The following is a 13599-nucleotide window of genomic DNA, read 5'->3' as shown; positions in this document are numbered from 1 at the left end:
CGCATGAGCGAGCTTCCTGATCTGACCGCCGTCGAACTCTCCCGGCTCTATGGTGACGGGAGCCTCTCACCGGTCGATGTGACGACGGCGGTGCTGGCGCGGATCGAGGCCTGGGAACCGGACCTCGCGGCGACCTGGGCGCTGGACGGGAAGGGCGCGCTGGCGGCGGCGCGCGCGTCCGAGGACCGCTGGCGGCGTGGAGAGGCGCTGGGGCCGCTCGACGGCGCACCCGTCACGATCAAGGAGCTGATCGCCACCCAGGGCGTACCCAAGCCGATCGGCTCGGCCGCGTCCGACCTGGTTCCAGAGCCTGTCGACGCCCCGCCCGCCGCCCGCCTGCGCGAAGCCGGCGCCGTGATCGTGGCCAAGACCACCAATCCCGACTTCGGCATGCTGTCGTCGGGCCTGTCGAGCTTCCACGCCCTGTCGCGCAATCCCTGGGACCTGGCCAAGACGCCCGGCGGTTCCAGCGCGGGGGCCGCCGCGGCCGCTGCGGCGGGCTATGGGCCGCTGCACATCGGCACCGACATCGGCGGCTCCATTCGCCTGCCCGCCGGCTGGTGCGGAATCTTCGGCTTCAAGCCCAGCAACGGTCGGATCCCGATCGACCCGCCCTATATCGGCCGTTGCGCCGGCCCGATGACCCGCACGGTCGAGGACGCGGCCCTGGCCATGTGCGCGCTCAGCGCACCAGACTGGCGCGATCACATGAGCCTGCCGCCGGCGGACATCGCCTGGACCGATCTCGACATCGACCTGAAGGGCCTACGGATCGGCCTGATGCTGGACGCCGGCGTCGGTCTGCCGGTCGAGCCGGAAGTCGCCGAGGCGGTGACCGCCGCCGCCCGGGCCTTCGAGGCCGCCGGCGCGATCGTCGAGCCGTTCGCGCCGTACCTGACCCGCGAAATGCTGGACGGCCTGGACCTCTTCTGGCGCACGCGCTCACTGAGCGACCTGGACGCCCTGCCGCCGGAGCGGGCCGAGCGCTGCCTGCCGTATATCCTGGACTGGGCCCGGGCGGCGCGCGGGGCCGACGGCCTGTCGGTCTATCGCGGCTTCAACCAGATCCAGCGCATGCGCGAGGCGGGCGCCAAGGCCTTCCAGCCGTTCGACTTCCTGCTCTCGCCAACCGCGCCCATGCCGGCCTTCGACGCGCATCTGCCGTCGCCGACCAATGACCCGACCCGGCCGTTCGAGCATATCGGCTTCACCGTCGCCTTCAACATGACCGAGCAGCCCGCGGCCTCGATCAACTGCGGCTACACCGCCGAGGGCCTGCCAATCGGGCTGCAGATCGTGGGGCGGCGCTTCGACGACCTGGGGGTCCTGCGCCTGTCGCGCGCCTATGAGCGACTGCGGCCGGCGCCGAGACCCTGGCCGACTAGGCCGTTCAATGACAGCCGGCCTGGGTCGACGCCAAGCGCCTGAGCCCCGCCAGCACGCAGACCTCGCCGCCGAGGGCTGTGTTCCGCACCTGTCGCGCGCCCAGGGCGGTGGCGTATCGGTCGCCGAGGGCGCGGGCCCCGATCAGGATCACGCGCTCGGCCTTGAAGGCTGCGGCGCCTTCGGCCACCTCGGTTCCGATCGTCAGGCCCGACAGGAAGCCCCGCGCCCAGGCGCCGGTGCGGCCCTCGCGCAGCTGAGCGCTTCGGGCTTCGAACAGGGCGCTCAGCAGGTGGCCCGCGCGGGCGCGCTCCAGGCCATGGGCGAAGCCGGTCGCCTCGTGCTCGGCGTTCTCGACGGCGTCCGCGCCCAGCAGCAGGCTGGAGCGGGTCGAGAGCAGGGCGAAGAGTTCGCCGGTCAGGAAGGTCTGGAAGCGCACCATGCGGCCGTCCCGCGCCTGGCACCACTTGCCGTGGGTTCCGGGCAGCACGAACACCTGATCGCCCTCGGCGAGCTCGGGATACAGGGCCATGGCCCCGAACACCTGGGTCTCCTCGCCACGCATAACGTCCGGCGCGCCGCTGGGGGCGATCCCGGCCACTCCCGGCGCGACCTCAACCAGGAGGCCGTCCAGCGTCACGGTGGCGGTCTGGCGGACCCAGTCATCGACGCCGGCGGGACATTCGACATAGGGAGCCTCGACCACGCCGGTGCGCGAGCCGGCCATGCCGGCCAGCACGACCCGTGACAGGCCGCGCCGCGCGCGCCAACTGGCGACCGCGCCCAGCAGGGTCTCGGCGGGAGAGGCGCTGAGCCCGCCGATGCCCGGGCCCTCCACGGACTCGAGCTGGGTGTCGCCGTCGTACAGGCCCAGGCGGAGACGGCTGGTGCCCCAGTCACCGAAGGCGATCAGGTCAGCCATCAGGCGCTGGCCTTCCAGGCGGCGACGAAGGCGTCCGCGGCGATGCGGACCTCGGCCGCCGTCTTGCCGGGCTTGTAGAGCGCCGAGCCCAGGCCGAAGCCGTTGGCGCCGGCCGCGCGCCAGGTCGCGACATTGCCGGGCTCGACACCGCCGACCGGGAAGACCGGCGTCGTCTTCGGCAGCACCGCCTTCATCGCCTTCAGCATGGCCGGACCCGCGGCCTCGGCCGGGAACAGCTTCAGGGCGTCGGCCCCGGCGGCGATGGCCGTGAAGGCCTCGCTGGGCGTGTAGAAGGCCGGGAACGAGATCAGGCCGGCGGCCTTGGCCTCGCCAATCACGGCGACGTCTGTGTTCGGCGAGATGATGATCTGGCCGCCGGCCCCCGCGACATCGCGCACGGCCGGGGCGGTCAGCACGGTGCCGGCGCCGACAATGGCGCGGTCGCCGAGCGCCTCACGCAGGCGACGGATGCTGTCCAGCGGCGAGGGCGAGTTCAGCGGCACTTCCAGGCAGAGAAAGCCGGCGGCGACCAGGGCCTCACCGACCTCGACCGACTCGTCGGGCGCCAGGCCGCGCAGGATCGCCACCAGCGGAAGGGTCGTCAGGACTTTGGTCCACGCGGTCATGCGCTCTGCCTCCAAAACTGGCCGGGCGTCAGGCCGCGCGCGCCGGCATGCGGCGGTTCAGCCGAACGTGAAAGCATAGGCCTGGGCGCCGGCGTCCAGGAACCTTATCTCGAAGGTTCGGTCGTCGATCGCGCCCTTCTGCCGGACCAATTGATAGAGTCGCTGGCCGGTAATCACGCCGTTGCCGGCCGCGTCGGTGTCCATGCCGTGGTCGGCGCCCGGCGGCTTGCCGTCGAGGGTCATCTGGAAGCGGACCCTGGCGCCGTTCGCCGCTGGACCTAGCACCAGGTGCAGGTCGCGGGCGTGGAAGCGATAGGCGATCTTGCCGCCGGCCACGTTCAGGCCCGCCTGCTCGGCGCCGATCGTCCAGTCGCCGGCCAGACCCCAGGCGTTGAGCTTCAACGGCTCGGCCAGGGCGTAGACGTGGCGCGCATCACGCACCGCCCCGCCGGCCGAGGCGAAGTTTTCTGCGCGGCCATAGCCGACATAGGTTTCCGGCGAGCCGACGTCTTTGCCATTCGAGGGCGCCTGGGCGCCGGTGGCCTTGACCGCCACCAGGCCGCCTTCGACCCCGGCGCGGCCGGCCTCGGCCAGCAGCTGCTGGATCACCCGCTCGGACTGGTCGTAGTCGCCTTCGCCGAAGTGGTGGTGGCGCACCCGGCCCTGGGCGTCGATGAAGTAGTGGGCCGGCCAGTACTGGTTTCCGAACGCGCGCCAGATCGCGTAGTTGTTGTCGACCGCCACGGGGTAGCCGATCTTCAGGTCGGCGACGGCCTTGCGGACGTTCTTGACGTCCTTCTCGAAGGCGAACTCCGGCGCGTGGACGCCGATCACCACCAGGCCCTGGTCCTTGTACTTCTCGGCCCAGGCCCGGACATAGGGGATCGAGCGCAGGCAGTTGATGCAGGAATAGGTCCAGAAGTCGACGATCACGACCTTGCCCTTCAGCTGGGCTTTGGTCAGGGGCGGTGAGTTCAGCCAGGTCACCGCGCCGTCCAGCGGCGGGGCTGCGCCTTCGACCGGCAGGGCCTCGCCCTGGCCGGGCTTGGCGCGCATCATCATCGCGCCGCCGGGAGCGCCGGACATCATGGCCGGATTGGCGGCCATCATGGCGGGACTGCCGCTCATCGCGTCACCGCTGGCGGGCAGCAGGACCGACTCCCGCTGAGGGTGCAGCCTGTTGACCAGGCCCTGCTCCAGCGCGGCTGTGCTGGTCTGCGAGACGCGGGTCAGGAAGCCGGTGTCGACACCCAGCGCGATGGCCGCCACGGCGACCAGGATCACCGCCCCGGCGCCGCGCCGGATCCATTCGCTGGCCCCCAGCGAGCGCTTCATCACCGCATAGACCTTGCCGCCGACCAGCAGGGCCAGGCCCAGCGAAGTCGCCGCGCCAGCCGCGAAGGCGACCAGCAGCAGAGTCGTCTGGGCGTTGGCGCCCTGCAGGGCCGCGCCGGTCAGGATCAGGCCCAGCACGGGACCCGCGCACGGCGCCCACAGCAGGCCGGTGGCGACGCCGAGCAGGGCCGAGGCCAGGACAGTCGAGCCGCCGGCGGCCTCTTGCGCGTCGGCGCGCTGGGACAGCTGCCCGCCCAGGGCGACCAGCGGCCGGGTCAGGCGGTCGGCCAGGCTCGGGATCAGCAGGGTGAGGCCGAAGAAGGCCATCAGGGCCAGGGCCGCCCAGCGGCCGTACTGGTTGACGCGCACCGCCCAGCCGCCGCCCACCGCCGCCAGGGTGGCGATCAGGGCGAAGGTCACGGCCATGCCGGCCAGCATCGGCAGGCCGCTCCGGACGAAGGGCTTGTCGGCCCGCGCGAACACGAACGGCAGGATCGGCAGGATGCACGGACTGACGATGGTCAGCACGCCGCCCAGATAGGCCAGCAGGAACAGGATCATGGGAACGCGGACTCTAGACGGCGCGGAAGGTCAGGGCGACGCCGTTCATGCAGTAGCGCAGGCCGGTGGGTTTGGGGCCGTCATTGAACACGTGGCCCAGGTGGCCGCCGCAGCGCCGGCAGTGAACTTCCGTGCCCCACATGATGCTGCCGCCTGCGCTCTTGGCCGTGGCGTTGGGCAGGGGCTGCCAGAAGCTGGGCCAGCCGGTGCCGCTGTCGAACTTGGTGGTCGACGAGAACAGCGGCAGGTCGCAGCCGCGGCAGCTGTACGTGCCCTTCCTGTAGTTCTTGTCGAGCGGACTGGTCCCGGCGCGCTCCGTGCGGGCGTGGCGCAGCACCTCGTAGGCGTCCGGCGGCAGCATGCGCTTCCATTCGGCGTCGCTGCGGGTGACCTCGAACGTCTCGGCCCGCGCGCCGAAGCCGGCCAGGCCCAGGGCCGCTCCAAAGGCCGAGAGGCCGCCCGCGGCCAGAAGGTTTCGTCGCGTCGTCATCGCAAATCTCCGTTTCGCCGTCCGCGATCAGATACGTCGCGGCGAGCCGAAAGGTTACGCGCCGCTCGCTGATTTCGCCGGGCCTGGTTTCAGCGAGGCGCAGGCTGACGGAGCGGAACGCGGTCGATCAGCCCGATTTTCCATAGACCTTGACCAGATAGGCCTGGGCCTGCTTGGCCTCGTCGTCGCTCAGCTCGGCGCCGTTCGCGCGCATCCGCTGGATGACGCTGGTCCATTCCGGGGCGGTGTGGCGCGCTTCGGTGACCATATCCAGGTCGTGGCATGACTGGCAGGTCTTGGTGACGACGGCCTTGCCGGGATCGGGGGGCAGGTTGACCGGGGCGTCGGCGGGCGCCGAGGCGCCGGCGGTGGTCAGCCCACACGCGAGGGCGACCCCGATCATGAGCGCGTCTTTCAGAGGCTTTCCGAGCATGTTCCCTGAGGGGCCCTCCAGTGTCGGCCTGCGCGGGGCGGGCGTCAGGTCCGACCCGCGCCTCCCTCCAGATTGGTCAGGCCACAATAGGCAAATCGTGGCCCAGATCCACGGCGATTCAAGGGTGACCCGATATGCGCCGCGCGTCGCTCCGCAGCCACCATTCGGCGATCAGCAGGTTGGGAACCCAGCACAGGAAGGATATCGCACGATACCAGGGCAGGAAGGGCAGGTCGAGAATCTGAACCGTTGGCAGGTAGAGCCGCAGGGTGACGGCCGCGAGCGTCAGGGCCCAGGAGCGGATCATCCAGCGGCGGTGGTCGACAAAGCGCCTGTCCAGCGCGGCGCGCCAGCCCAGCAGGTTCACGGCGATCCAGATCACGGCCAGGCCGCCGAAACCGGCGGTGGCGATCGGGCCGGCGAAGGATCCTGGCGCCAGGATCAGGCCCGCTACGCCGCCGACAAGGCAGCCCAGCACATAGACCCGGCCGATCCACCGATGAGCGCCGCTTTTGCGAAGTCCGGGCAGGAACTGCAGCGAGCCTAGCAACAGGGCGATGACCGCGCCGGCGACATGCACGACCAGCCATGGCAGGCCCAGCGCATTGCCCAGGGCTTCCTTTATCGTCGTGGGGGGATGCAGCAGGTAGCGCGCGGCATAGGCGACAATGCCCAGGCTCAGGAGAGCGCCCAGGCCCCACAGGGCGCGGGCGGGCCAGCGGGGTGTCTTGATCAGGGGCGTGGTGTTCACGGTCGGTCCTTCGGCGGTGGTCGCCGAACCTCGTTGCGGCCCAAGCGACGTCTCGCTAGGCCTTGTTTCGCGAACGGCGCCAGGCTTGCGCGAATGGGACGGCATGAACGAGGAGGCGACGATTCCGGTGGGCGGTGCCGCCGCGCGGCGGTGGGCGGTCGATGTCGCGACAATGGCCGTGATCGGCCTGCTGATGGGCTTCCTTGGCCCGTTCGCGTCCGAACGCGCGCCGATCGTGGGACGCTATGTCTATTGGCTGATCTGCATGGTCGGCGGCGGGTTGATCGGCGTCGTGCTGGACGAGAGGCTGGCCCGTCGCGTGCCTGAAACGTGGCGACGCGTGGCGGTGGTCTCGGTGCTGATGACGCCGCTGGTGTCGTTGCATGTGCTGGCGACCGAGCACCTGGTCATGGGCGGTCCGTTCGGCTGGGCGGGCTATGGACGGCTGCTCTGGCAGGTGTGGCCGATCTCGCTGGCGGTGATGGTCGTGCGGGCCCTGGTCTGGCGCCGCCTGCCGGGTCGGGTCGAGACGCGCACCGTCGTCGCCCCGCCGCTGCCCGAGGCCGAGGCGGCCTTCCGCCGCCGGCTGTCGGCCAAACGGCGCGGCGCGCGGCTGATCGCCGTCGAGGCCCACGACCACTATCTGAAGGTCCACACCGACGCCGGCGAGGACCTGATCACCCTGCGTTTCGCCGACGCCTTGAGCGAACTGGAACGCGCGCACGGCTGGCGCGTCCACCGCTCCTGGTGGGTGGCGGCCGAGGCGGTCGAGGCGGTTCGCTGGCGGCGCGGCGCAGGCGTGGTTCGCCTGACGGGCGGCCTGGAGGCGCCGGTCAGTCGGACCTATGCGCCGGTCCTGAAGGACGCCGGCTGGTTCTAACCCTGGCGGACGGCGACGCGATCGGCCATCGGACGCGGACCGTCGGGGAAAGCAGCGTCGTCCAGCTCAAGTCATCGAACTAAAGTTTTTACGCAACAGTGCGTCTGTCAAGCTTCCAAAGCAATTGTCGGCCGGCCCCGCGCTCTGTAAGCAAGCCCCTTGCTGGTCGCCGTGAGGCGTTTTGGAAGGTCGCGAATGCCGAGTCCCTTGATGGCGGCGCTAAAGGATGTGGGAGACGGCGTCCGTCTCGCGCCCCTGTGGTGGCGGCTCGGCCTGGACCAGACGGCCTCGCGCTTCCAGCGGTCGATCCTGGGGCCGTTCTGGATGGCCTGCAACCTGCTGGTCGTCGCCTTCGCCCTAGCCTTCCTGGTCAGCGCCCTGATGGGCGTGGACATGTCGAAGAGCTATCCGCAGGTGGTGGCCGGTCTGCTGGCCTGGTCGCTGGTCGGGACGACCATCGCCGAGGCCCAGGCGATCTTCCTCTACAACGCCGGCCTGATGCAGAGCCAACGCCTGCCACTGACATTCTACGTCTTCCTGCACGCCCAGAAGGCGGCGACGAACTTCCTGTTCCAGGCGATCGCGTTCTGGGCGGTTATGCTGATCATCGGCCGGTTCGCCGTGCCGCACTGGACGCTGATCCCGGCCGTCGCCCTGATGCTGGTCATCGTCTGCCTGCAGGGCTTCATCATCGCCGTGCCGTCGACTCGCTTCCGCGACGTGGCCTACATGATGAGCTACGTCGTCCAACTGCTGTTCTACGTGACGCCGGTGTTCTGGATGACCGCCAATGTCAGCGCCAAGCACCGTTGGGTGGTGGAGCTGAACCCGCTGGCCCATCAGGTCGAGCTGCTTCGCGCGCCGCTGACCGGTCATGCCCCCGCCGCCATCGACTGGTATTGGACGCTGGGAACCACCGGCGTTCTGTTCGTGATCGCCTTCGCGCTGCTGGCCTTGTTCCGCAAGCGCGTGGTCTTCTGGCTGTAGGAGACGGCGATGACGCACCAGATCAAGCTGACGAACGTCGACCTCGACTATTTCGTCTACAGCCTGCGCTCGCAGTCGCTGCGCAGCGCCGTGTTCAACCTCGCGGTCGGCGGCAAGATGTACAAGGCCGCCGGCGACGTCGCCGCGGTCAAGGCGCTGCACGACATCAATCTCGAGATCAACGAGGGCGACCGCATCGCCCTGGTGGGCCATAACGGCTCGGGCAAGACCACCCTGCTGAAGGTCATCGCCGGCATCTATCATCCGACGCGCGGCGAGCTGTCGATCGATGGCGACATCACCTCGATGATCGCCATCAACGCCGGCATAGACATGGAGGCCACCGGCCTTCGCAACATTCACAAGCTTGGCCTTATGCGCCGGCTGCCGCGCAAGGTGATCGACAGCCGCGTCGACGCCATCGCCGAGTTCTCGGGGCTGGGCGATTTTCTCCATCTGCCCGTCCGAACCTATTCGGCAGGCATGCTGGCGCGTCTGATGTTCACGGTGGCGACCGAGTTCGAGGCCGACATCCTGGTGCTGGACGAGTGGCTCAGCGCGGGCGACGCCGCCTTCGTGCAGAAGGCCGCCGACCGCATGCAGCGCATGGTCGAGGACGCCAAGATCGTGGTGCTGGCCACGCACGACGACGACCTGGTCCGTCGGGTCTGCAACCGCGTGTGCGAGCTGCAGGCCGGCAAGATCGTCTTCCTCGGCTCGACCGAGGACTGGCTTGTCCACCGCGAGGCCAACGCCGCATGACCGCTCGTCTCCTCGCCCCCCGTCTTTTGGCCCACGAGGATCTCCGCGGCCTCGCCCCCGAAGTCTGGCTGGCGCGCCTGAAGCGCTCGGTCGTCGAGCGGGTTCAATGCGGGCTGACCTATCCCGACTTTCCGTCGGCGGAGATTCAGCGTCAGTTCGTCGGTTCGGCCTATGAGGACGCCCTCGACGAGGCCGGCAAGTTCTACGCCTTCGCCCAGGAGGCCATGGCCGACCGCGCCTACAAGACTTCGGCCGGACAGGGCTATCTGGACTTCGGCTGCGGCTGGGGCCGGATCGGCCGGTTCTTCCTGCGCGACTTCGACGCCAAGGACATGGTCGGGGTCGATATCGATCCGGACATGGTGGCCTTCTGTGCCGGGGCCGACCTGCCGGGCCGCTTCGAGACCATCGCCAACGGCGAGCCGCTGCCGTTCGCCGACGGCCAGTTCCGGCTGGTCACGGCCTATTCGGTGTTCACCCACCTGCCGCCGCACCTGTTCCGCGCCTGGCTGGGTGAGTTGCTGCGCGTGCTGGCCCCCGGGGGGCAGCTGGTGTTCACGGTCGAGCCGCCGCGTTTCCTGGACATGGTCGAGGCGATCGAACCCGACGCCGAAAACGCCTGGATGGCGGCCCTGTCCGTCTACAAGGACCAACTGCCCAAGCTGCGCGCCGATCTGGCCAACGAGGGCATCGCCTATCTGGCGTCGGGCGGCGGCGACTACCGCGGGCCGGACGTCTATGGCGAAGCGGTGGTGACGACCAAGTTCGTGGCCAAGGAAGCCGCCCCGCACGGCGGCGAGGTGGTGCGCTACATCGACGACCCGGCCCAGTTCTGGCAGGCCGCGGTTGTGATCCGCAAGCGTAACCCGAACGCGCGGCGGGGCTTCTTCGCGCGACTCATGGGCAAGGCATGAGCGCCCTGCCGGCAGGTCTCAAGCCCGGCCGCGACGTCACGGTCCAGGGTCTGGACGCCCAGGGGCGTACGATCCTGGCGGCGGCCGGCGGCGATCCGCAGATGGTCTGGACTCCGACTCGAGAACAGCGCGCGGGCCTGCGCGCCGCCAAGGCCGTCCGGATCGACCTGAAGCTGGAGGCCACCGAAGGCCAGTTGGTGGGTCCGGCTCTCTATGCCGACTGGGGTGACGGCTTTTCCGACGACTCCTACACGCGGCTGAAGGCCGGCCCGGACGGCTGGTTCGCCTCGCTGCCGGCGCGCAGCTTCCAACTGATCGGCGTGCGCCTCGACCCGTCCGAGGGCGAATGCCGGTTCACCGTGTCCGACTTCAAGGTCACGCGCATCGGCGACCTGGGCCAGGATCCGCGCGGCCTGCGCGGGGCGGCGATCCAGGCGGTCAAGCCGCTGCTGGGTCCCTTGCGCGGCCCGGCGGGCGCGCTCTGGCGGCGCGGCCGGGCGCTGTTGCAAGGTTCGCGCGCGCCGCGTGGCGGCGGCGACGCCGGACCGGCGCAGGCGACCTACCTCCATGCGATCGCGGTCGCCAGGAACCTGCGCAGCCCGCACTTCGCCGCGCCGATCGCCGCGCCGATCACCCTGCCGGCCGACGCGCCGAAGGTCATCGCCTTCTACTTGCCGCAGTTTCATCCGTTCCCGGAAAATGACCTCTGGTGGGGCAAGGGCTTCACCGAGTGGACCAACGTCTCCAAGGCCCAACCGCAGTTCCTGGGCCACTACCAGCCGCGCTTGCCGGCCGATCTCGGCTTTTACGACCTGCGCCAGCGCGAGGTGTTGGCCCAGCAGATCGAGCTCGCCAAGGGCGCGGGCGTCTCGGCCTTCTGCTTCCACTACTACTGGTTCGCCGGCAAACGCCTGCTGGAGCGGCCGATCGAGCTCTATCTGGCCGATCCGACCCTGGACCTGCCGTTCGCCCTCTGCTGGGCCAACGAGAACTGGACGCGGCGCTGGGACGGCGACGAGAGCGACGTCCTGATGGGCCAGGAGCATTCGCCCGACGACGACCGCGCCGTGTTCGAGGACATAGCCCGCTATATCCGCGACCCGCGCTACCTGAAGGTCGGCGGCAAGCCGGTGCTGGTGCTGTATCGCCCGGAAATCCTGCCCGACAGCAAGGCCACCACCGACCGCTGGCGCGACCAGGCGCGGGCCATGGGACTGGGCGAGCTGCACCTGCTTTGCACGACGGCGTTCGGCTTCCAGGACCATGCCTCGCACGGCTTCGACGGGATCATCGACTTCCCGCCGCACGCCATCGTCGAGGGCGAGATCACCCGGCAGGTGACGCCCCTGCACGCGAACTTCACGGGCAAGGTCTATGACTATCCGGTGGTGGTGCAGTCCAAGCTGGACGAGCTGACCGCCGTCCCGGCCGCCTTCGTGCCGGGCGTCATGCCGGGCTGGGACAACCAGGCGCGCAAGCCCTGGGCCGGCCACGCCTTCCATAACGCCGACCCGGAAAGCTACCTGACCTGGCTGTCGGGCGCGCTGAAGCACGCGGAGGCCAGGCATCCGCGCGGCCAGGCCATGGTCTTCGTCAACGCCTGGAACGAGTGGGGCGAGGGCGCCTATCTCGAGCCCGACCGCTGGTTCGGCCACGGCTATCTGCACGCCACCCGCACAGCGCTGGCCGCCTATGCGCCGCGCCTGACCGACGCCCATCCGCGGGTGGCGGAGGCGCAGGCCGGGTTCGTCAAGCGCACCGAGGCGGTGACGCTGCTGCACCTGTTCTATCCGGAATTGATCGACTGGTTCGCCGAGCGCCTGGCCGCGAGCACCGACGTGCTGGACTTGATGATCACCGTGCCGGAGACCTGGGGCGAGGCGGATCTCGCCCGCGTCAGGGACGCCTTCCCGGCCGCGCATCTAGCCATCGCCGAGAACCGGGGGCGCGACATCCGTCCGTTCGTCGAGACCCTGCGCCGGGCGCGGGCCCTGGGCTATTCGGTGTTCTGCAAGCTGCACTCCAAGCGCTCGCCGCATCGGGCCAAGGGCGACCAGTGGCGCGCGGAACTGGTCGATGGCCTGCTGGGCGGCGAGGCGGCGGCCCTGGCCCTGCGCGCCTTCGCTCAGGACCCAAGACTAGGCCTGCTGGCCTCGTCGGAAGCGCGGATGCGGATCGGCGATCCCGACGTGATGGACAACAATCGCGCGGCGGTCGAACGCCTTGCGGCGCGCATGGGCCTCAAGCCCCGGCCCGAGACGCCGTTCGCCGCCGGCTCGATGTTCTGGGGGCGGACGGAAGCCTTCGCGCCGCTGTCCGACCTGACCGACGCCGAGATAGGTTTCGAGCCCGAGCTGGGGCGTGTCGACGGCACCACGGCCCACGCGATCGAGCGGCTGACCGCCGCCATCGTCGCCCGCGCCGGCTATCGGGCGAGCTTCGAACTGTGAGCCCGATCAAGCGTCTGGTCCGCCGGGTCGGCCGCAAGCTGAAGGCCATGGTTCCTGAACCGCCGCCGCCGCCGGGCCTGCTGCTGACCACGGTCGAGGAGGGCGAGGCCCTGTCGCGTGTCGCCGATCCTCTCAACGGACGACCCGGGACGATCGGTGCGGCGGGCGGTGGCTTCGACCTGGCGCGGGTCGAGACCGTCTGGTGCGCGCCGGCCTTTGGCGTGGTGCTCGACGAAACCGGACGCGTTTTCGCCGGAACGGCCCGCGAGGCGCGTCGACTGACCCCGACTTTGGACCGCCTTCCAACCGCCCGGCGCGAAGAGGGCGAGACGCGGCTCGTCCCGCCGGACGACGCCCAGAGTGTGTCCGCCGCCACGGTCTTCATGGGGTGGGGCGCCGCCCACAACTACGCCCAGTTCCTGCTGAGCGCCCTGCCGACCCTGCTGGCGGCCGAGCGCGCGGGCGCCTTGGCGCGCTTCCCGGCCATCGCCCCGCCGCTATCGCCGTGGCACACCGACCTCCTGGCCCTGGCCGGCGCTCCTTCGCCGACCGAGGTCGACGCGCCACTGGTCAAGCTGAGCGAGGCCGTGTTCCTGACACCGACCGCGCAACGCCCTGGTCTGGACGCCATTCGCGCCCGGATTCTGGCCCAGGTTGCGCCGGCCGCCGACGCGCGCCGCATCTATGTCAGCCGTCAGGGTTCCCTGAAGGCGCCGCAGGAGACCGAAGCCTGGCTGGAAGAAGGCTTGGCCGCGCGGGGCTTCACGATCGTCAGGCCCGAGACGTCTTCGGTGCGGGAGCTGGTCGCCCTGTTCCGGGGCGCGGAGGTCGTTGTCGCGACCTCGGGCACGATTCTGGCCAATGTCCTATTCTGCGCGCCCGGCGCCAAGATCATCGAGATCCAGCCCACCCCGCCGGCCGAGCCCTGGGCTCGCGACCTGGCCGTTCAGGTCGGCGCCGCGTGGCATGGGTTCGTGTCCGGAATGGGGATCATCCCGCCGGAAATCCCGTTGGAGCCACGCCTGCGCCCGGCCTCGGCCTATGGCTGGCGGCTTGACGTGACCGCCTTCCTGGCCTTCCTCGACGGGCTGATCTAGGACTCCAG

Annotated in this window: 13 protein-coding genes; 7 read left to right on the top strand and 6 right to left on the bottom strand. The window is 70.0% G+C overall.

Annotation, left to right across the window (positions count from 1 at the left end):
- Positions 1-3 precede the first annotated feature (3 nt).
- Entirely contained in the window at positions 4-1428 is a 1425-nt protein-coding gene (locus EIK80_RS10215; RefSeq protein ID WP_125156879.1) for an amidase, read from the top strand.
- Here EIK80_RS10215 and EIK80_RS10210 read toward each other — a convergent pair.
- The 6 genes from EIK80_RS10210 to EIK80_RS10185 all read right to left on the bottom strand — a co-directional run bounded on the left by EIK80_RS10210 (position 1391) and on the right by EIK80_RS10185 (position 6501).
- On the bottom strand, positions 1391-2305 hold the full coding sequence (locus EIK80_RS10210; protein WP_125156878.1) for a 2-dehydro-3-deoxygalactonokinase: 915 nt from the start codon (positions 2303-2305) through the stop codon (positions 1391-1393). The two genes, EIK80_RS10215 and EIK80_RS10210, sit on opposite strands and share 38 nt — an antisense overlap.
- A complete protein-coding gene (locus tag EIK80_RS10205) occupies positions 2305-2931 on the bottom strand; it encodes a 2-dehydro-3-deoxy-6-phosphogalactonate aldolase (RefSeq protein WP_125156877.1) in 627 nt (208 codons plus the stop codon). Before EIK80_RS10205 ends, EIK80_RS10210 begins: the two co-directional genes overlap by 1 nt.
- Positions 2932-2988: 57 nt before the next feature.
- Positions 2989-4827, bottom strand: coding sequence for a cytochrome c biogenesis protein DipZ (locus EIK80_RS10200; RefSeq protein WP_125156876.1), 1839 nt, complete (start codon positions 4825-4827; stop codon positions 2989-2991).
- A gap of 13 nt (positions 4828-4840) precedes the next feature.
- Positions 4841-5317 carry a peptide-methionine (R)-S-oxide reductase MsrB gene (gene msrB, locus EIK80_RS10195; RefSeq protein ID WP_125156875.1) on the bottom strand — a complete coding sequence of 159 codons (477 nt, stop codon included), beginning with the start codon at positions 5315-5317 and terminating at the stop codon, positions 4841-4843.
- A 127-nt stretch (positions 5318-5444) separates the two neighbouring features.
- Positions 5445-5720 (bottom strand): cytochrome c, encoded by a 276-nt coding sequence (locus tag EIK80_RS10190; protein ID WP_125156874.1) that lies wholly within the window; start codon positions 5718-5720, stop codon positions 5445-5447.
- Between the two features lie 148 nt (positions 5721-5868).
- Positions 5869-6501, bottom strand: coding sequence for a DUF2306 domain-containing protein (locus EIK80_RS10185; RefSeq protein ID WP_233586546.1), 633 nt, complete (start codon positions 6499-6501; stop codon positions 5869-5871).
- A gap of 85 nt (positions 6502-6586) precedes the next feature.
- On the opposite strand from EIK80_RS10185, the gene EIK80_RS10180 reads away from it, so the two are divergent.
- From EIK80_RS10180 to EIK80_RS10155, 6 genes are all read left to right on the top strand, one after another.
- Complete coding sequence (locus EIK80_RS10180) at positions 6587-7381, top strand: LytTR family DNA-binding domain-containing protein (protein ID WP_233586545.1); 795 nt, start codon at positions 6587-6589, stop codon at positions 7379-7381.
- Between the two features lie 195 nt (positions 7382-7576).
- On the top strand, positions 7577-8368 hold the full coding sequence (locus EIK80_RS10175; RefSeq protein ID WP_125156872.1) for an ABC transporter permease: 792 nt from the start codon (positions 7577-7579) through the stop codon (positions 8366-8368).
- 9 nt (positions 8369-8377) lie between these two features.
- Positions 8378-9130, top strand: coding sequence for an ABC transporter ATP-binding protein (locus tag EIK80_RS10170; RefSeq protein ID WP_125156871.1), 753 nt, complete (start codon positions 8378-8380; stop codon positions 9128-9130).
- The gene (locus EIK80_RS10165; RefSeq protein ID WP_125156870.1) at positions 9127-10044 is read left to right on the top strand and encodes a class I SAM-dependent methyltransferase; all 918 of its coding nucleotides are present in this window, start codon (positions 9127-9129) and stop codon (positions 10042-10044) included. The genes EIK80_RS10170 and EIK80_RS10165 overlap by 4 nt, the downstream gene beginning before the upstream one ends.
- Positions 10041-12494, top strand: coding sequence for a glycoside hydrolase family 99-like domain-containing protein (locus EIK80_RS10160; RefSeq protein ID WP_125156869.1), 2454 nt, complete (start codon positions 10041-10043; stop codon positions 12492-12494). Before EIK80_RS10165 ends, EIK80_RS10160 begins: the two co-directional genes overlap by 4 nt.
- Positions 12491-13591: a DUF563 domain-containing protein gene (locus EIK80_RS10155; RefSeq protein WP_125156868.1), complete on the top strand. Its 1101-nt coding sequence runs from the start codon at positions 12491-12493 to the stop codon at positions 13589-13591. The genes EIK80_RS10160 and EIK80_RS10155 overlap by 4 nt, the downstream gene beginning before the upstream one ends.
- The last annotated feature ends 8 nt before the right edge of the window (positions 13592-13599 follow it).

The organism is Caulobacter sp. 602-1 (assembly GCF_003931565.1).
Lineage (GTDB): Bacteria > Pseudomonadota > Alphaproteobacteria > Caulobacterales > Caulobacteraceae > Caulobacter.
The sequence above is the reverse complement of the archived record's forward strand: the minus strand, read 5'-3'. Positions and strand labels throughout refer to the sequence as shown.